This is a genomic window from Lacticaseibacillus baoqingensis (genome assembly GCF_003946165.1).
GTDB lineage: Bacteria > Bacillota > Bacilli > Lactobacillales > Lactobacillaceae > Lacticaseibacillus > Lacticaseibacillus baoqingensis.
Genome location: NZ_RHOI01000001.1, coordinates 76,388 through 93,190 on the forward strand (window position 1 = coordinate 76,388; position 16,803 = coordinate 93,190).

A 16,803-nucleotide genomic window follows, 5' to 3' on the forward strand; every position below is an offset into this window, starting at 1 on the left:
AGACACCGGCGCCCTTGAGCCGCGATCAGTTTTGCTGATCACAGCTCAAGGGCGTTGGTGCGCTAAAAGTTGGAAAAGCTGGCGAAATTTTGCCCGATGAGCTTAATCAATTTGCAAAAAGTAATCATCTGTCGTAGAATGCCCATTTAGGTGAAGTCTGTTATAATGTTCATAGACTGATGGGGGTGTCCCATCAAAAGTGAGGTGCAGCAATCATGGAAATGGAACGCATCAACGACAATACGATTCGCGTCCTCTTAGGCAATGACGATCTGGCAGAGCGGGGAATCACTGTTTTAGATCTGCTTGGCAACCACCAGCAGATCGAGAGCTTTTTTTATAGCATCCTTGATGAAGTCGATAAGGATCACAGCTTCGCCACGAACGACGCGGTCACTTTTCAAGTGATGCCGAGCCAGTCCGGTTTAGAGCTGCTGATCAGCAAAAATGTCCCCCAAGATGATGCCGATGACCAAAATGATCACCAGCAGGCGCAAGATGTGCCTGACTTTATCAAGCGGCAGTTGATGGCTACAGATGATGATCATGATGCGGTGGATGAAGGTGGCTATATCGATGCCAATGGGGCGACGAAGACGGAAGTGGTCTTGAAGTTAGCCAGTTTTGAGGACTTGATCGCTTTGGCCAAGAATTTGCGCCTGGAAGGCGCCGCCAGCGACTTGTTCCATTATCAAGACGGGTACTATTTGGTGTTGACCTTCTATAGCAATCAAGTCTCTGAACAAGAGATCAAAGATCAATTGGCAGTGGCCTTAGAGTACGGCGATCGCAGCGGCGTTTCTGCTGCCAAATTGTCAGAATATGGGCAAAAGGTGATGGCAACAAGCGCTTTGGAAACCGCGCGTTACTATTTTAAATAAAGCGCCGCAAAAAACGGCACGAATCATTTTTGATTCGTGCCGTTTTCTTGCGTGAGGGGCAATTATGCGATGGTGTGGAGCTGGCCCTTAAAGTCGGCTAATTGCGTATACCCTTTAGTCGCCATGATGGCTTCAAGTTCTTGGCTCAAGCGGGCAAAAGCGGGGATCCCTTCTTCTTGTAAAACGGTGCCCAGCTGTACCATATCTGCACCGCATAAGATCAGATCGTAAACATCGCGGCCGGTATTCACGCCGCCAGTGCCGATGATCGCGATTTCAGCGCGCAACCGCTGGCGAAAAGCCCGCACATTAGCCAACGCGATCGGTTTGGCATATGCGCCGCCGATGCCGCCAAAGCCGCCTTTAGGCCGGATCACAGTCGTGTCAGTTGCCGGATCGATCATCAAGCCGTTGCCCAGTGAATTGATCGAATTGATGAATTGCAGCGGGTAGCGGTTTAATAAGGCGGCCATTTGGTCGAATTGTGCCAGGTCAAAAAATGGCGGCAGCTTCACGCCGGCAGGCTTTTTGAACAAGCGGAAAATATTGTCCAGGATCTGTTCTGTTGTTTCCAGATCATAAGCGATTTGCGGCTTGCCAGGGACGTTTGGACAACTGAGGTTGAATTCAGTCAAGCCGGTAAAATCGCTGTCTTGGATCTTTTGCGCAAGGGTCACATAATCGTCTGGCCCCATGCCGGCAACAGACATGAAGATCGGCTGTTGGGGATGTTTAACTTGAAAGGCTAACGCATAATCGAGATAATAATCCAGCCCCTTATTAGGCAACCCCATCGAATTGATGCTGCCCATGGTCAACGCTTGATAGCGTGGTTCCGGATTGCCTGGCCGGGCATTGGGGGTGCCTGATTTTGTCACCAAAGTGCCTGCTGGGCTGGCAGCCAGCTCGTCTAATTCTGCGGCAGTCATACAATGGACGCCACTTGCATTCATCAAGACATTCTTAAAGTGAAAATCACCAATTTGCGTCGCTAAACTCGTCAATTACGCCACTCCTTTTGTCAACTTGGTCCACCTGCCACTTTGGCGGGTGCAGACCCTGGCAACCATTAAACCATAGAATGGTGAGATTGACTAGAGGGGTTAGGGTGATTCGCGCATAAAAAAAGCCGCAACGGCAAAATCGTTCGGCTTCTTAGCAAATTATGATAACCCTGCGGCTTCACGTGCCTGGTTTTGATGATGCACGAGTTTCGCGAGTTCGCTCGCTTTTTTGCGGATCTCTTCAGGCGGTGCTTGCGGCAAGGTAAAGTGTGTGACCATCTTATGCGGATCAAAGTCTGGCGTGACGCTGACGAGTGAATAAAAGACATTGTCATCTGTGGTTTCTGGCAAAGTCTTCAGCGAATAAGCCGCTAAGGCAGCTTCATCGTCAGGCAAATGGCTTAAAAAATCAGCTAGCACACGATATGAATAATAGACGGTTTCTTCGTAAGTGGCACCAACAGCAGAAGCCTGCGGGATGTTGACGAAGTTGATCATGTAGCCATGGTCAGTTTTTTCATTACGCGCAGCGAAGTAGTAGCGCCGGGTCGTGCTTGCCATGCTGATCACTCCTTACAGGTGTGCCAATACTGGCATAACGACACACTGTTTTCTCTATATCATTATAACATGGTTAAAAATATGAGCAAGTATATGAGTAAATTTTAATTTGAAATAACAGTTGTTTCTAAATCGTAAACACGTGGCATGCTGCCCCAAAAAACGCCATACTTTCCGGAAAATATTCTCAAAATAGCCTTGCAAAGGCAGGCTGGGCTTGCTATACTAATTTCTGTTGTTGCGGTTGTAGTTTAGTGGTAAAACTCCAGCTTCCCAAGCTGGCGTCGCGAGTTCGATTCTCGTCAACCGCTGTCGAACTGGTACGAGTCTCGTACCAGTTTTTTAATAGGGTCAGAGGGCCTTTTTCGACCACCTGACCTGGCAAACACCCAGCTGTGTTTGCGACCCGTTGACAAAGAAGAAATCCAAATACCAGCTGCAGTGAGACTACGGTCGGTGCGAGTAGTCGCTGGTCAGGATGGCGCGCTTTTGAGGGTGAAACAAATAATGAAGTGGACCGATCGGTCAATTAGAGTGGTACCGCGGGGAAACTCGTCTCTTTCAGCAACAAGATGAAAGCGACGAGTTTTTTCGTGGTCAAATTAGGAGGAACTCATGGATTTCAAACAACAAGTCGTGGCAACCTTGCACAGCGCGTTACATGATCAACTAGATGACCAGCAATTGACACAATTATTGGAAACGCCGAAGACCTCAGACCTTGGGGATTATGCGTTTCCTACCTTTGCGTTAGCCAAGATCTATCATCAAGCCCCGAAGCAGATCGCCAGTGACTTAGCGGCACAATTAGATGCGACGCCTTATGAAAAGATCCAAGCGGTAGGCGGCTATGTCAACTTCTTCTTGGATAAAGTAAGCTTTGCACATGCTGTGTTGACCACTATTGCCAAAGACCCCCAGCATTATGGCGATGCGCAGCTTGGTCAAGGCAATGTGCCGATCGATATGTCCAGCCCCAATATTGCCAAACCCATGAGCATGGGCCACTTGCGGTCAACCGTGATCGGCAATGCGTTAGCGAACATTTTAGCCAAAGTCGGCTACAGCCCGATCAAGATCAATCATTTAGGCGATTGGGGCACCCAATTTGGCAAGTTGATCGTGGCTTATCGCAAGTGGGGGAGTGAAGCGGATGTCAAAAAAGACCCGATCCACTACTTAGTCCAATATTATGTGCAATTTCATGAAGAAGCGGAAACCGATCCGACCTTAGATGATGAAGCCCGTGCTGTGTTCAAGCAACTCGAAGATGGCGATCAAGAAGTTTACAAGTTGTGGTCTTGGTTCCGTGAAGAATCGCTGAAAGAATTCACGCGGATCTATGACTTATTAGGCGTGACGTTTGACTCTTATAATGGCGAAGCATTTTACAATGATAAGATGGACGCCGTAGTTGCGGATTTAGAGCAAAAACATTTGTTAAAAGCCAGCCAAGGTGCTGAAATCGTTGATTTATCCAAGTACGATCTCAATCCCGCCTTGATCAAAAAATCAGATGGGGCAACGCTTTATATGACGCGTGATCTGGCGGCAGCGTTTTACCGGCATGATCAGTATCACTTTGTGCAAAGCTTATATGTCGTTGGCAATGAACAACGCGAGCATTTCGATCAGCTCAAAGCGGTGATCAAAGAAATGGGCCATGATTGGGCCGATGACATTCACCACATTCCCTTTGGCTTGATCACGTCAGGCGGTAAGAAATTGTCCACTCGCAAAGGCAATATCATCTTATTGGAGCGCGTCTTAAACGATGCCATCGTGCTGGCCAAGCAGCAAATCGCTGAAAAGCACCCAGATCTGGCCAATGCTGATCAAGTGGCACATGATGTCGGCGTCGGTGCAGTGGTCTTTCATGATCTTAAGAATGAACGGCTCGACAGTTTTGACTTTAATTTGGAAGAAGTCGTGCGCTTTGAAGGTGAAACTGGTCCGTATGTCCAATATACCAACGCTCGGGCGAATAGTATCTTGCGCAAGACCACGATCCAACCAGCTGCTGAAGTGGCATTGACGGATCAAAATGCCTGGGATGTGCTCAAAGCTTTAGGCGACTTCCCGCATGTGGTGGTCCGCGCGGCGCAAGCTTATGAACCGTCGATCGTTGCCAAGTATGCGCTGCGCTTGGCCAAGGCGTTCAACAAGTATTATGCCAACACCAAGGTCTTAGTCGATGATGCCGAATTACCCGCACGTTTAGCGCTAGTCCAAGCAACTAGTCAAATTTTGACCGCGGCTTTGGCATTGTTAGGCGTGCAAGCGCCCGCAGAGATGTAGGATTATGCTATACTGTGAATAGATATTCACAGTTGAGGTGATCCCATGAATAAAACCGAGCGTCAAAACACATTAGCACGAATCATTAACCAAAAAGTGATCAGCACCCAAGACGAATTGTTGGCTGAGTTGAAACAAGCGGGGATCGAAGCCACGCAAGCCACGATCTCGCGGGATATCCGCGAATTGCGCATCGTTAAAGCCCAAGATGCGACTGGCACACTGCGGTACACGATCTTTCGCGGCGATTCAGAATCACAACTTGAACGACTGGGCAATTCGATCCGCGAAGTCGGGTTATCGATCACGCGGGTGCAATTCATGAATGTGATCAAGACGCTGCCGAGTAATGGGAACTTGTTAGCGGCGATCATTGACGATATCAAGTTTTCGCAAGTCGTCGGCACCTTAGCCGGCCATGATACGATCGTTGTGATCTCGCCGGATGAAGATAGTGCCATTTGGTTCAATCAGCAATATGATCGCGCCTTTAGCGATTAACGCCATCACCATGCAAACAAGCGGTGCTGCCTTGCGACTCAATCGAGTCAACTGGGCAGCACCGCTTATTTGCTCAGGCGGGCGTCAAAAAGGGGCTGGGCTTTTGACCGTGTGCCAGCGGTCGCCTAAAGGCTCTTGCCAAGTCAGTTCTGCCGCATGCAGCATCAAGCGCTTGGCATTAGTCACAGGCGCATACAGCGGGTCGCCAATGATGGCAAAGCCCAAATGGGCCAAGTGCACGCGCAGTTGATGGGTGCGCCCAGTCGCCAAGGTCAGCCAAACCCGGTCAAAAGCTTGTGAGCGCTGGATGACGCGATAATGGGTAATGGCAAATTCGCCATCTGCGCGTACTTGGCGTTTGCGTTTATCTGTTGGATCATGGCCGATCGGCGCATCGATCGTGCCGCTGGCCGCCAAGCCGTGCGGCACTAACGCCACATAGCTGCGCTGCATGGCTTTGGTGGCCAGCTGCTGATCGATCAAGGCTTGGGTGAGGGGATTTTTGGCGATCAGCGTTAAGCCGCTGGTGGCCATATCCAAGCGATGGGTGATGTAAGCCGGGTTTGGCGCTAGGTAATTGGCCACGGCATTCATCAAGGTGTGCCGTTCGCCAGGCTGATTCGGATGGGTCTTGATCCCGGCAGGCTTGTTGACCACGAGGACTTGCGCATCTTCATACACGATCGTCAACGGCGCATCATCTTTTTGATAAGTCGTCACCGGCGGGGTCGTTAAGTGGATGGTGACTTGCTCCCCAGCAGCAACAGGCAAGTTGGCATAGCGATATTGGCCATTGATCAAGATCGCTTGATGCTTGCGCAGCCAAAAACGGTAGCGCTTAGGCACGTGCCAAGCTTGCAGCAAAGCGGTGACTTGCGGATAAGCTTGGGTAATTTCAGTGTGCAGGGTAAATTCGGGCATAAGGCGGAGTCCTTTTCGTTGAGATTCGGTTAAAGTTATATCAGACCTCAAGGCTGTCGCAATGCGTATGCTACAATGTTGAGGACCATCATAGGAGGACTATTGTGACATACCTCAAGCAATTTTGGGCGTGGGTCGCCCCTTATCTAAAGCGCATCGGGCGCGCGATCGCTTGGGTCTTTCGGCGGTTTCAGTTGATCCGTTGGGGCGTGTTGATCGTGTTGACGGTGATTTTATGCGCCAGTGCCTTTTTTACGTATAAGGCTAAAACCGCTGATGTTCAAGACATCAAGTCGACCTTACAAACTAAAACGATCATTTATGATCGCAAGAACCAAGTTGCCGGCTCATTGTATGGGCAAAAAGGCACTTATGTCGAGTTGGAGCAGATCTCGCCAGCGATTCAAAATGCGGTGCTGTCGACGGAAGACCGGACATTTTACAGCAACTGGGGCTTTTCGATCAAAGGCATCTTGCGTTCGATGCTCAATTTGGTCATCCATCGCGGCGAGATCACTGGCGGCGGTTCGACCATCACCCAGCAGCTGGCCAAAAACACCTTGTTGACCCAACAGCAAAGCTACTTGCGCAAGGCGCAAGAACTGTTTTTGGCGGTGCAATTAACTAAAGTGTACTCTAAAAAAGACATCTTGACGATGTACCTCAACAACGCCTATTTCGGCAATGGCGTGTGGGGCGTAGAAGATGCTTCTGAGCGTTATTTTGGCAAGCATGCCAGCGAACTCGACGCTTCTGAAGGCGCCACTTTAGCCGCCATGCTGCGCAGTCCCAGCTACTACAATCCAGTCGAACACATGGATCACGCCATCGCTCGGCGCAATTTGATCTTAGGATTGATGGTGGACAACCACAAGCTGACGCAAACACAAGCGCAAGCCGCCAAAAGTGCCACGTTGGCGTTACAAGACAACTATTCTGCCAACAATGGTGAAAAATATCCCTACTTTTTTGATTCTGTGATCGAAGAAGCGCAAAAAGACGGGATCTCGCAAGATGATATTGTCAATAAAGGCTATAAAGTCTACACCACGCTAGATCCTGCTTATCAAACTGAAATGCAAACCGCTTTTGCCAATGATGCCAACTTCCCGGCCAATGCCGCAGACGGCACGCCGGCGCAAGCGGCCAGTATCGCCGTTGATCCGGATACTGGCGGGGTATTAGCAGTCGTCGGCGCGCGCGGGACGCATGTCTACTTAGGGTTCAATTACGCCACCCAATTGCAGCGCAGCCCGGGATCCACGATCAAACCGTTGATGGTGTATACGCCGGCGTTGGAGCATGGGTATGCGTATGACTCAACGCTGGTCGACAAGAAGCTCAGTTACGGGAAAAATGATTATACCCCAACGAATGCGACCGGGACTTACACCGACAGTTTGCCGATGTATTTGGCGCTGGCTAACTCCGTGAACACCAGTGCCGTGTGGCTGCTCAACAAGATCGGCGTGCAAACTGGCGTCAAGAGTTTGGCCCGCTTTGGCATCAGCTTGAAGAAGAAAGATCAGAATCTGGCGGCCGCATTAGGCGGGGTCACCACCGGCTTTTCACCGGAGATCATGGCGCGGGCTTATTCTGCGTTTGCCAATGGCGGCTATTTGCCGCAGACGCATTTTATCCGCAAAATCGTGGATGCGACCGGCAAAACAGTCGTGGATCATTCAGACTACTCAAAAAAGCGGATCATCAAAGCCAAAGTCGCCAAGTCAATGACCAGCATGATGCTTGGGACCTTCAAATATGGGACCGGCACGTCGGCAGCACCATCAGGTTACACCGTGGCAGGTAAAACCGGCTCGACTGAAGTGCCCGCCGACTGGGGTTATGGGACGCGCGATCAGTGGGTCGTTGGCTATACCCCAGATATCGTTGTGGCGACATGGACCGGTTTTGCTGCGACTAATAGCACGCATTTTCTGCAAGGTACCAGTGAGTCAGGGGTCGCGCCGATTTTCAAGGCAGAAATGGAAAACATCTTGCCAAGTACCCCGCAAACCAGCTTTGATACTAAAGATGCCAAACAGCTGGCAGAATTACAAACCCCAGACGCGACGAACAGCGGCGCTGATCTTTGGTCCAACGTGCAAAACGGACTCAATAGTGCTAAGCAGAAGGTCAATGAATGGTATAATGAGATCAAGGGTCTGTTCAACTGATCCAAATAAACCGAAATGAGGCGCCTGATTATATGGCAAACGTATACGATACCGCATCCCAAATGGCAAAGGATCTCCAAGAAAGCCAACAGTTCAAAGAGATGAAACATGCTTTTGATATGCTGAAGCTGGATGCCGTGGCTTACGCGCTGTTCCAACAGTTCCAAGATAAGCAAATGACGCTGCAACAAAAACAAATGAATGGGCAAGAAGTCACCAACGATGAGATCACAGATCTGCAAACGTTAGGTGAAAAGATGCAAAACATGCAGCCGATCACCGATTTGATGGTCAAAGAACAAGCTTTATCCCAAATGATGGATGAACTCAACCGGACGATCTCGCAACCGATCGTTGATATCTATCAAGGTAAATAAGCGATTAGCGGCGCTGAAAGGCGGCGCTTTTTTGATGCCTTGCGTTGCCTTTTAGCAATAAAATCGCTATCATCGAAGTAGTCCGAATGTGACTTAGAAAAGGTGAAGGTTTATGGCAAAACAATTATTCGATTTTCCCAATGGCGCTGATCTCACGCTGCCGGTTTTGGTCAAGTCTGCTGAAGTGCGCGTCGCAAAAAATGGTAAAAAATTCATTGCATTTAATTTTCAAGATGCCTCCGGCCATATTTCGGCGAAATTTTGGGATGCTAGTGCCGATGATATTGCGCAATTCAAAGCCGGCGAAGTCGTGTTGTTACACGGCAAGCGGGAGTTATATCAAGGCAATCCGCAGATCAAGATCTACAACTTGCGCTTAGCGACGCAAGAAGAAGGTAATGACCCCACTGCCTATCAAGAACGTGCCCCTGAAACTGCTGATGATATGGGGGAGGAGTTAAACAGCTTTATTTTTGAGATCACCAACCCCAACTGGAATCGCATCGTGCGCAAGTTATTGACTGATCATAAGCAGGCGTTTTTAACTTATCCCGCAGCCAAGTCGAACCATCACGCGTTCACTGGCGGGCTGGCATTTCATACGTTAAGCATTTTGCGCTTGGCGCAAAGCGTGGCTGAGCAATATGCCAGTGTGAATAAAGCGTTGCTATACGCAGGCGCGATCTTGCACGATCTCGGCAAAACGCTGGAATTGTCTGGACCGGTGTCAACGGAATACACGATGGAAGGCAATTTGATCGGCCACATCGTCTTGGTCGATGAAGCGGTGGTTCAAGCCGCCGCCGAATTGCGCATCGACATCCACAACGAAGACATGATCATGCTGCGGCATATGATCTTGAGCCATCACGGCTTGTTGGAATATGGGTCGCCGGTACGGCCGGCATTGCTGGAAGCGCAGATCTTGCACAATCTTGACGATATGGATGCGCAGATCAACATGCTGACCACAGCTTATCAGCACGTTGATCCAGGGACTTTTACCGAGCGCTTATTCGGGATGGATAATCGGCGCTTTTACCGGCCGGAAAATGGGAAAGGCTATCCTGATCCCCGTTAACAGATCACATCATGGCAAAAAAAGTACCAGCCCGCTAGCGGACTGGTACTTTTTTATTGCTTACTTGCTTGCAGAAGGGGTTGTCGAGGTCGTGCTGGAAGCGGAACTGTCTAAGTAAACAGACAAGACATTCTTCAAGTCGCTATCCTTGATGGTGACATTGGCCTTCTTCAAGACTTTCTTGATCACGCTGGTCATGACCGTGGTATCAGATTCCCAGCTGGTATAAAGCTGCTTGGTCAACTCAGCTTTGTGATCAGCTTCTTTGCCCTTAGGGTTGACCTTAACGGCGCGGATCACATGGTAGCCATAGCTGGTTTTGATCGGTGTCGTGGTGAATTGACCCTTCTTGGTCAGCTTGAAGGCCGCCTTTTTGAAGGTCGAATCTAAGCTCGTGTCGGTGTTGTCAAAAGCAGGCAGCTTGCCGGCGTTGCTAGAAGTGGCAGTATCCGTGCTGTACTTCTTAGCTAACGCTTTGAAGTTGGCATCGGTATTGTTGGCTGCGAGATTCTTGGCGATATCGTCAGCCGTTGATTTCTTGGCAACAAGGATATGCTGCACGGTGATCTTTGGCTGATATTTCTTCCATTGCGCATCGATTTGCTTTTGGGTTGGCTTTTTTAAGTCTTTAAGCGCCACTGCAGACAACAAGGAGGTTTGGATCTGTTCCTTGAAAGTCTTGGTGGTCAAGCCGTTTTGTTGCAATGCGGAACTAAAGCTGGAACCGTATTGTTTCTTGACCTTGTTGTATTGGGCGGTGACTTTCTTGCTGGAGACTTTGTCGCCGTATTGCTGCTGCAATGCCTTCAAGACGATCATGCTGCGTAAGGTCGATTGGCCGGCACTTGAAGATTTCAATTCTTCATAGTAGTCGTCCTTGGTGATCTTGGCGCCTTTCATGCTGGCAACAGTACTGTTGCCGCAACCAGCCAGTGTAGCAGCAAGCAGTAAGCCTGCGATGCCGACGATCCATTTCTTCATTCTGTACACACATCCTAATTAAAATATTTTGCAGATTTCGCACGTTGTCTAATATAACACAAGTATCCCATGCCTGTCTGGGGATTCACAGAACCTTCATAATTCAGGCGGGGTTTTCAGCTCGGTCGGCGCGGCGGCTTCCAGGTGGTCAAGCGATTGCGTGATTTGTTGCACATGAGGCTGTGCTTGGAACTCAAAATCCGCAGCCGCCGCTTGAATATCTGCCATCGCCGGTTTGAGCGTGTCGTCGAGTTCGTGTTTTAAATCGGTCGTCGCCGCTTTGAAGCGGGTGAGGGCGTGCTGCACATCAGTCGTGGCTGTCGTTAAAGAATCCAGGTAGGCGCTGATTTGGGCTTGCCGTTTTGGACCTGATTGTTTGGCAGTCAATAAGGCGTACACCGTGCCGGCGGCAGCCCCTAAAAACAAGCCGGTGGCAAATTTAGCCATCTTAATCGCCTACCTTGTCGCGGATCCGCTGGGCGATGGCTTCAAGTTGTGCGTTATCATATTGATCGGTATGATCACCGAAATGAATGCTGAAATCATCATCGGTGCCATAACGCGGCAGGAGATGAATGTGGGAATGGAAGACGCTTTGATAAGCGACTTCGCCATTATTATTCATAATATTCATCCCTTGGATCTTAGGATCGCTGGCTTTGATCGCCTTGGCGATCTTGGGAATACGGCTAAACACGGCTGCGGCCAGTTCTGGATCATAAGCAAAGATATCTGGGACATGCTTTTTAGGGACCACTAAGGTGTGGCCGGGAGTAACTTGAGAAATATCTAAGAATGCTTTGACCACGTCATCTTCGTACACGGTGACGCTAGGGATCTCGTTGTTGATGATCTTGCAAAAAATACAATCTGTCATGGTCAATTCCTCTTTCGTATAAGTTTTGGTTTGGTTTCATGCTATCATAGATTAAATCAAGAGAAAACGAAAATCACACACGTGCTTGAGCAGCATCGCTTAGGCTCGCTTTTTGGAGGCATTGCATGTTAGAGATCCAGCAATTAACTGGCGGTTATGGAACGGTACCAGTCTTAAAAAATGTATCCTTTACCGTGCCGGATGGGACGATCACCGGGTTGATCGGGCTCAACGGTGCCGGCAAATCCACCACGATCAAACACATTATTGGTTTATTGCACCCGCTGAAAGGGACCATCACAGTCGCAGGACACACGTTACAAGCCGATGCCCAAGCTTATCGGCAAGCTTTAGCCTATGTGCCTGAGACCCCGGTGTTATATCCTGAGCTGACCTTGAAAGAACACCTTGAGTTGACCATCATGGCCTATGACTTAGATGAAAAAGCCGCCTGGGCGCGCGCGCATGACATGCTGCGGCGGTTTCGATTGGACAATAAGCTGGATTGGTTTCCAGATAATTTCTCCAAAGGGATGAAGCAAAAAGTAATGATCGTGGCAGCTTTTATGACTGATGCGCAACTGTTCATCATTGACGAGCCCTTCACTGGGTTGGACCCGCTGGCTGTTCATGACTTGTTAGCTTTGGTCCAAGCGAAAAAAGCGGCTGGCGCTTCCGTTTTGATGTCGACTCATATCTTGGCGACAGCGCAGCAGTATGCCGATCAATTTGTCTTGTTAAAAGATGGCCAAGTGCGCGCCGATGGGACGCTGGCGCAGCTGAAACAGGAGTTTGGTTTGGCCGATGCCAGCTTAGATGATATCTATTTGGCGATGACCGCAGAAGGGAGCCGCTGATGAAACGTTTGTGGCGGCAACGCTTGAAGCAGCATGCCAAAGGACAATTCAAATATCTGCAACTCGTCTTTAATGATCACTTTGTGTTAGTGCTGGTGATTTTATTAGGGGCGTTATTATATGGGTATTCACAAGTCGTCAAAACATTAACCGCCAGTTGGTGGCTGGCGCCAGCAATGGCCTTGGTGTTCAGTGTTTTGTTAGCCTTGGGCCGGTTGGCGACGTTGACGGAGCCGGCAGACGCAACGTTTTTACTCCCTAAAAGTGCGGAATTCAGTCAATATTTGTTCAAAGCCCGGCGCTATAGCCTGCTTTTGCCTTGTGTTGTCTTGATCTTTGCCACGATCGCCGCTTTACCGCTGTTGCCGGTTTTGAAGCTTTCGGTGCTGACTGCCGCTTTGCCTTTAGGCGTGGCGTTGTTACTGTTTAAAGATAGCGATTTGTGGTTGCAGCTATTGGCGTTTTACCCGCAGCGCGTCCCGCGATGGTGTCGCCGCGAGCTGTTATTAGGTGTGGCCTTTTTGGCGCTGTGGGCGGGCTTTTGGTGGCATCCGGCGATTGCTTTAGCCGCAGCTTTGGTGATCGATTTGAGTTTGCGCTGGCGATTAGGCGATCTTTTGGCGGCAGCAGAGTTAATGTGGGTGCCTTTGATCGCCGCGGAATCGCGCCGCATGGGGCGGATCTATCGCTTTTATAACTTGTTTACAGATGTCCCTGGTTTAGGCGGCGGTGTCAAACGCCGGCGTTATTTGGATGGCTTGGCAAAACTGGTGCCGCGCGGGTTGCCGCACACCTGGCAGTGGCTGTTTGTGCGGGGATTTTTGCGCCGGACCGAGTTTTTCGGTTTGTATTTGCGCTTAGTGGTGATCGGCGCGCTGGTGATCGCATTGGTGGATCAATGGTGGCTGGTGGCATTGTTAGCCGCATTGTTTACTTATATGATCGGCTTTCAATTGCTGCCGTTGTATCAAGTTTATGATGAAATCGTTTTGACTTATCTTTACCCCTTGCCACAGCCGCAAAAACCACAAGCGTTCAAACACTTGTTGGCCGTTTTGTTAGTGATCGCGGCGGTGGTGTTGGCTGGCGGTGCCGTGGTCAGCGGACATTTTTTGGCGGCAGCCGGCGCATTGGCAGCTGGGCTGATCGTGGCTGTATTGGTGGCTTGGTGGTACTTGCCCATACGTTTGGCCAAGTTGGCGGCGCGTTAAAGGCGACGCTTTGGCTTGACGATGAGTCAGCGGCTTAGTACACTAATTTTTGGAAACTCATCCGGTTTTCACGGGTGATCGCGATCTGTGCCGTTTTGCGGCCAGTCCAGCGGCTGACGTAAGGAGTGATGCCTATGGATTTTGATTTAGATCCCGGATGGTCGCTGCAGCCTGTTGGTGGCACTACCGGAGGCGCCTTTATGGGCGTACATGCACACGAGAAATTCTTTTTAAAACGGAATGCGTCCCCATTTTTGGCGGCCTTATCGGTTGAAGGCATCACCCCGAAGCTGATTTGGACCAAACGCATGACGACCGGTGACGTCTTGACTGCTCAAGAGTGGTTGAATGGGCACACCTTGACTCGGGCACAAATGAATACCCCGATGGTCGCGCAATTATTAGCGCGGGTCCATCATTCACAGCTATTGCAGCGCATGTTGCAAAAAGTGGGCGGCCCTGGCAAAACTCCGGCGCAATTACGCGACCAATATGTGGCGGATCTGCCTTTGAGCCTGCGGCAGCACCCATTAGTCGCTCAAGTCGCCAAGCGATTGCAAACCGTCCCCATGACGCACGAAAAAACTGTGTGTCATGGCGATCTCAACCACAAAAACTGGCTGTTATCTGACCGGCAAAAGTTATATCTGGTCGATTGGGATCAAGCCAGCATCGGCGATCCGGCTTTTGACTTGTCGATCGTTTTGATCAACTATGTGCCGCAGCCGCAATGGGCCGCATGGCTAAAAGCGTATGGCTGTGTTTTGGATGCTGATTTGAGTGCCCGCCTATTGTGGTATGGGCAGTTGCATTTGCTTAGTGAGATTAAACGCGGTTTTGAAGCGCAACGCTACACCGAGATGAATCAAGCGATCCTCCAGTTGCAACAACTGGTGAAGCAAACAGACTGACCGGCGCTGACCTTGTCGCGCCGGCTTTTTATGACAGAGGAGAAAACATGCGTTTACGGAACAAACCATGGGCGGCACCATTGATCGCTGCTCATCCAGAATATATTTTGACTCGGCCGCAGAATATGCCCGGCCATTGGCAAGCCCGTTTTGATGCGGTGCGGCCGCTTTATTTAGAAGTCGGTTCAGGGAAGGGGCAATTCATCATTGCCATGGCGCAGCAACATCCGGAGCGCAATTTCATCGCTTTGGAGATCCAAGACGTGGCGATCGCATATATCTTGCGCAAGCAAGTCGAATTGGGGCTGCCCAACTTGCAACTGCTGCTAGGCGATGGCGCGGAGCTAACGGAATATTTTGCCCCAGGAGAAGTCACCGGCGTCTTTTTGAACTTTTCTGATCCTTGGCCGAAAACTAAGCATGAAAAACGCCGCCTGACTTATCAGACCTTCCTTGACCAATACAAGGCGATCATGCAAGTGGGCGGCACATTACAGTTCAAAACAGATAACCAAGGCTTTTTTGAATATTCATTGGTCAGCATGAACAATTATGGGATGCATTTTGACTTAGTGGCGCTGGATCTGCATCATGATCCGCGGGTGGTCGACAATGTTGAAACTGAATACGAACATAAATTCAGTTCTCAAGGCGGCCGCATCTATGAGCTAGTGGCGCGCTTTGACATCGTCACCCCAGCGCAATAAGCGGCCGTTTGCTGAAATCACAAATGCTTGAGGCTGACCATCCACGATCACGCCGCCGGCATAACCGGCTAACAACACGTCGCCGCCATTCATGGGCACCGGGGTGTGGGCGATCCACCCGCCGCTGACGGCACCTAATTGCGCTGCTTGGGTCTGGACTTGGGTCAAGCGGCGATTAGGCAAGGTTTGGTGCCAAAAGTGATGGTGCAGCCAGATGGTGGCGGCACCGCTGGCTAAGGCGAGGGCAAATGGGGTTTTTGACATGTGAGGCCTCCCGTTTTTAAAGTCAGTATAACGCAAAAAGGCGGCGGCTGGTTGCCAGGGCTTTAGATCACGCGTATAATGTACTTGTAAAATGTAAGTGAAAGGTGTGTTGAGACATGAAGCAATTTGATTCCGATGATAAGATCCGTGCTGAGATCCAAACGCCGGGTAAGAAAATGCTGTTTTTTAGTGCTGATTGGTGCCCTGATTGCCGCTTTATCAAGCCTGCAATGCCTGATATCGAAGCGGAATATGCGGATTATGAATTTATCGCCGTTGATCGCGATGATAACATTGCGATCGCTCAAGATATGGGTGTGATGGGGATCCCGAGCTTTATTGCCTATGAAGATGGCAAAGAGATCGGCCGCTTCGTCAACAAAGACCGCAAGACCAAACAGGAAGTGGAAAACTTCATCAACGGTTTACCGGCGTAGTTTTTAGAATGAAAGGAAGCCAGGCGTGGGCTTGGCATGGGAATAATGTTAATCACCACTTATAATGCACCAGCACTTGCGGATACTTTGATCGCCGTTTTAGGACCTGATCAAGCAACGCAAACCAGTCAACAACATGGCGATATCGTCGGGATCTATGGCGCAGATGGTCAAGCCATCGGGTTCAACTTTTTCAACTTGCATCAATGGCTGCCTGACTTTGATGGCAATGGGGCCGTTGTGTTGACCAAAGCGCAACGGGAAACGTTGAATCAAGCGATCCAAGCTGCTGGTTTGAAAGGCGCTTTGCCATTGACCTCCACGCCGCGGATCGTGATCGGTAAGATCGTTGAATTTGCCGACCATCCTGATTCTGATCATTTGCATGTGACCAAAGTCGACCTGGGTTTGGAAGGCGTTAAGCAAATCGTTTGCGGTGCGCCCAATGCGGCACTAGGCCAAACGGTGGTCGCCGCTTTGCCAGGCGCGATGATGCCAGATGGCAAGTTGATCTGGCCGGGCAAACTGCGCGGCGTTGATTCTTACGGGATGCTTTGTGCTGCGCGGGAGCTGGCGTTGCCAGATGCCCCGCAAGCCCGCGGTATTTTGATCATGCCAGATGACTTAAAAGCCGGTACCCCGTTTGATTTTGCCCAAGCGGCACAAGTGGTCGCGATGCAAGCTTAACATGAAACCATTTCACCGTGAATCTATGAAGATTCACGGTTTTTTTGTGGAAAAGGCTGAACCCCGCGCG

At 50.0% G+C, this 16,803-nt stretch carries 19 protein-coding genes and 1 tRNA gene; 13 read left to right on the forward strand and 7 right to left on the reverse strand.

The genetic code is table 11. The features are described from left to right. Positions 1 to 215: 215 nt before the first annotated feature. Positions 216 to 881, forward strand: coding sequence for an adaptor protein MecA (locus EKM91_RS00370; protein ID WP_125747970.1), 666 nt, complete (start codon positions 216 to 218; stop codon positions 879 to 881). Between the two features lie 62 nt (positions 882 to 943). Here the strand turns inward: EKM91_RS00370 and EKM91_RS00375 are convergent, their stop codons facing one another. Together EKM91_RS00375 and EKM91_RS00380 are read right to left on the reverse strand one after the other, a co-directional pair. Beyond that, on the reverse strand, positions 944 to 1,885 hold the full coding sequence (locus EKM91_RS00375; RefSeq protein ID WP_125747973.1) for a dihydroorotate oxidase: 942 nt from the start codon (positions 1,883 to 1,885) through the stop codon (positions 944 to 946). A gap of 159 nt (positions 1,886 to 2,044) precedes the next feature. Next, a complete protein-coding gene (locus tag EKM91_RS00380) occupies positions 2,045 to 2,446 on the reverse strand; it encodes a hypothetical protein (RefSeq protein ID WP_125747977.1) in 402 nt (133 codons plus the stop codon). 240 nt (positions 2,447 to 2,686) lie between these two features. Between EKM91_RS00380 and EKM91_RS00385 the strand changes: the two genes are divergently transcribed. From EKM91_RS00385 to EKM91_RS00395, 3 genes are all read left to right on the forward strand, one after another. After that, positions 2,687 to 2,757: transfer RNA gene (locus tag EKM91_RS00385), tRNA-Gly, on the forward strand. 304 nt (positions 2,758 to 3,061) lie between these two features. After that, on the forward strand, positions 3,062 to 4,744 hold the full coding sequence (argS, locus tag EKM91_RS00390) for an arginine--tRNA ligase (protein WP_125747980.1): 1,683 nt from the start codon (positions 3,062 to 3,064) through the stop codon (positions 4,742 to 4,744). Positions 4,745 to 4,789: 45 nt separating this feature from the next. Further along, positions 4,790 to 5,245: an arginine repressor gene (locus EKM91_RS00395; RefSeq protein WP_125747983.1), complete on the forward strand. Its 456-nt coding sequence runs from the start codon at positions 4,790 to 4,792 to the stop codon at positions 5,243 to 5,245. An 84-nt stretch (positions 5,246 to 5,329) separates the two neighbouring features. Here the strand turns inward: EKM91_RS00395 and EKM91_RS00400 are convergent, their stop codons facing one another. Continuing rightward, complete coding sequence (locus EKM91_RS00400; protein ID WP_125747986.1) at positions 5,330 to 6,166, reverse strand: RluA family pseudouridine synthase; 837 nt, start codon at positions 6,164 to 6,166, stop codon at positions 5,330 to 5,332. Positions 6,167 to 6,321: 155 nt separating this feature from the next. Between EKM91_RS00400 and EKM91_RS00405 the strand changes: the two genes are divergently transcribed. The 3 genes from EKM91_RS00405 to EKM91_RS00415 all read left to right on the forward strand — a co-directional run bounded on the left by EKM91_RS00405 (position 6,322) and on the right by EKM91_RS00415 (position 9,801). Beyond that, positions 6,322 to 8,343: a PBP1A family penicillin-binding protein gene (locus EKM91_RS00405; protein WP_191987977.1), complete on the forward strand. Its 2,022-nt coding sequence runs from the start codon at positions 6,322 to 6,324 to the stop codon at positions 8,341 to 8,343. A 32-nt stretch (positions 8,344 to 8,375) separates the two neighbouring features. Continuing rightward, entirely contained in the window at positions 8,376 to 8,720 is a 345-nt protein-coding gene (locus tag EKM91_RS00410; RefSeq protein ID WP_125747992.1) for a YlbF family regulator, read from the forward strand. Between the two features lie 112 nt (positions 8,721 to 8,832). Beyond that, positions 8,833 to 9,801: a 3'-5' exoribonuclease YhaM family protein gene (locus EKM91_RS00415; protein WP_125747995.1), complete on the forward strand. Its 969-nt coding sequence runs from the start codon at positions 8,833 to 8,835 to the stop codon at positions 9,799 to 9,801. A 60-nt stretch (positions 9,802 to 9,861) separates the two neighbouring features. On the opposite strand, the gene EKM91_RS00420 is transcribed toward EKM91_RS00415, so the two are convergent. From EKM91_RS00420 to EKM91_RS00430, 3 genes are all read right to left on the reverse strand, one after another. Then, on the reverse strand, positions 9,862 to 10,782 hold the full coding sequence (locus EKM91_RS00420; protein WP_125747998.1) for a peptidylprolyl isomerase: 921 nt from the start codon (positions 10,780 to 10,782) through the stop codon (positions 9,862 to 9,864). A gap of 96 nt (positions 10,783 to 10,878) precedes the next feature. Further along, positions 10,879 to 11,229, reverse strand: a complete 351-nt coding sequence (locus EKM91_RS00425; RefSeq protein ID WP_125748001.1) for a YtxH domain-containing protein — start codon at positions 11,227 to 11,229, stop codon at positions 10,879 to 10,881. Between the two features lies 1 nt (position 11,230). Beyond that, entirely contained in the window at positions 11,231 to 11,659 is a 429-nt protein-coding gene (locus tag EKM91_RS00430; protein ID WP_125748005.1) for an HIT family protein, read from the reverse strand. Positions 11,660 to 11,784: 125 nt separating this feature from the next. On the opposite strand from EKM91_RS00430, the gene EKM91_RS00435 reads away from it, so the two are divergent. From EKM91_RS00435 to trmB, 4 genes are all read left to right on the forward strand, one after another. Beyond that, positions 11,785 to 12,516: an ABC transporter ATP-binding protein gene (locus EKM91_RS00435; RefSeq protein WP_125748008.1), complete on the forward strand. Its 732-nt coding sequence runs from the start codon at positions 11,785 to 11,787 to the stop codon at positions 12,514 to 12,516. Beyond that, positions 12,516 to 13,727, forward strand: a complete 1,212-nt coding sequence (locus EKM91_RS00440) for an ABC transporter permease (RefSeq protein ID WP_125748011.1) — start codon at positions 12,516 to 12,518, stop codon at positions 13,725 to 13,727. Before EKM91_RS00435 ends, EKM91_RS00440 begins: the two co-directional genes overlap by 1 nt. A 134-nt stretch (positions 13,728 to 13,861) precedes the next feature. Further along, positions 13,862 to 14,638: a phosphotransferase family protein gene (locus tag EKM91_RS00445; RefSeq protein ID WP_125748014.1), complete on the forward strand. Its 777-nt coding sequence runs from the start codon at positions 13,862 to 13,864 to the stop codon at positions 14,636 to 14,638. A gap of 47 nt (positions 14,639 to 14,685) precedes the next feature. After that, entirely contained in the window at positions 14,686 to 15,345 is a 660-nt protein-coding gene (gene trmB / locus EKM91_RS00450) for a tRNA (guanosine(46)-N7)-methyltransferase TrmB (RefSeq protein ID WP_125748016.1), read from the forward strand. On the opposite strand, the gene EKM91_RS00455 is transcribed toward trmB, so the two are convergent. Further along, positions 15,307 to 15,609: a hypothetical protein gene (locus EKM91_RS00455; protein ID WP_125748019.1), complete on the reverse strand. Its 303-nt coding sequence runs from the start codon at positions 15,607 to 15,609 to the stop codon at positions 15,307 to 15,309. The genes trmB and EKM91_RS00455 overlap by 39 nt on opposite strands. A 116-nt stretch (positions 15,610 to 15,725) precedes the next feature. Here EKM91_RS00455 and EKM91_RS00460 point away from each other — a divergent pair, with 116 nt between their 5' ends. Together EKM91_RS00460 and ytpR are read left to right on the forward strand one after the other, a co-directional pair. Beyond that, positions 15,726 to 16,046, forward strand: a complete 321-nt coding sequence (locus EKM91_RS00460; protein WP_125748022.1) for a thioredoxin family protein — start codon at positions 15,726 to 15,728, stop codon at positions 16,044 to 16,046. A 45-nt stretch (positions 16,047 to 16,091) separates the two neighbouring features. Then, positions 16,092 to 16,733 (forward strand): YtpR family tRNA-binding protein, encoded by a 642-nt coding sequence (gene ytpR / locus EKM91_RS00465; RefSeq protein ID WP_125748221.1) that lies wholly within the window; start codon positions 16,092 to 16,094, stop codon positions 16,731 to 16,733. Positions 16,734 to 16,803: the final 70 nt, after the last annotated feature.

Excerpts from the sequence above, each read along its gene's own strand:
- trmB (WP_125748016.1), top strand. The coding sequence starts at position 14,686 with ATGCGTTTACGGAACAAACCATGGGCGGCACCATTGATCGCTGCTCAT.
- argS (WP_125747980.1), top strand. The coding sequence starts at position 3,062 with ATGGATTTCAAACAACAAGTCGTGGCAACCTTGCACAGCGCGTTACAT.
- EKM91_RS00435 (WP_125748008.1), top strand. The coding sequence starts at position 11,785 with ATGTTAGAGATCCAGCAATTAACTGGCGGTTATGGAACGGTACCAGTC.
- EKM91_RS00460 (WP_125748022.1), top strand. The coding sequence starts at position 15,726 with ATGAAGCAATTTGATTCCGATGATAAGATCCGTGCTGAGATCCAAACG.
- EKM91_RS00430 (WP_125748005.1), bottom strand. The coding sequence starts at position 11,659 with ATGACAGATTGTATTTTTTGCAAGATCATCAACAACGAGATCCCTAGC.
- EKM91_RS00400 (WP_125747986.1), bottom strand. The coding sequence starts at position 6,166 with ATGCCCGAATTTACCCTGCACACTGAAATTACCCAAGCTTATCCGCAA.
- EKM91_RS00445 (WP_125748014.1), top strand. The coding sequence starts at position 13,862 with ATGGATTTTGATTTAGATCCCGGATGGTCGCTGCAGCCTGTTGGTGGC.
- EKM91_RS00425 (WP_125748001.1), bottom strand. The coding sequence starts at position 11,229 with ATGGCTAAATTTGCCACCGGCTTGTTTTTAGGGGCTGCCGCCGGCACG.
- EKM91_RS00370 (WP_125747970.1), top strand. The coding sequence starts at position 216 with ATGGAAATGGAACGCATCAACGACAATACGATTCGCGTCCTCTTAGGC.
- EKM91_RS00395 (WP_125747983.1), top strand. The coding sequence starts at position 4,790 with ATGAATAAAACCGAGCGTCAAAACACATTAGCACGAATCATTAACCAA.
- EKM91_RS00410 (WP_125747992.1), top strand. The coding sequence starts at position 8,376 with ATGGCAAACGTATACGATACCGCATCCCAAATGGCAAAGGATCTCCAA.
- EKM91_RS00415 (WP_125747995.1), top strand. The coding sequence starts at position 8,833 with ATGGCAAAACAATTATTCGATTTTCCCAATGGCGCTGATCTCACGCTG.
- EKM91_RS00440 (WP_125748011.1), top strand. The coding sequence starts at position 12,516 with ATGAAACGTTTGTGGCGGCAACGCTTGAAGCAGCATGCCAAAGGACAA.
- ytpR (WP_125748221.1), top strand. The coding sequence starts at position 16,092 with ATGTTAATCACCACTTATAATGCACCAGCACTTGCGGATACTTTGATC.
- EKM91_RS00455 (WP_125748019.1), bottom strand. The coding sequence starts at position 15,609 with ATGTCAAAAACCCCATTTGCCCTCGCCTTAGCCAGCGGTGCCGCCACC.
- EKM91_RS00420 (WP_125747998.1), bottom strand. The coding sequence starts at position 10,782 with ATGAAGAAATGGATCGTCGGCATCGCAGGCTTACTGCTTGCTGCTACA.
- EKM91_RS00380 (WP_125747977.1), bottom strand. The coding sequence starts at position 2,446 with ATGGCAAGCACGACCCGGCGCTACTACTTCGCTGCGCGTAATGAAAAA.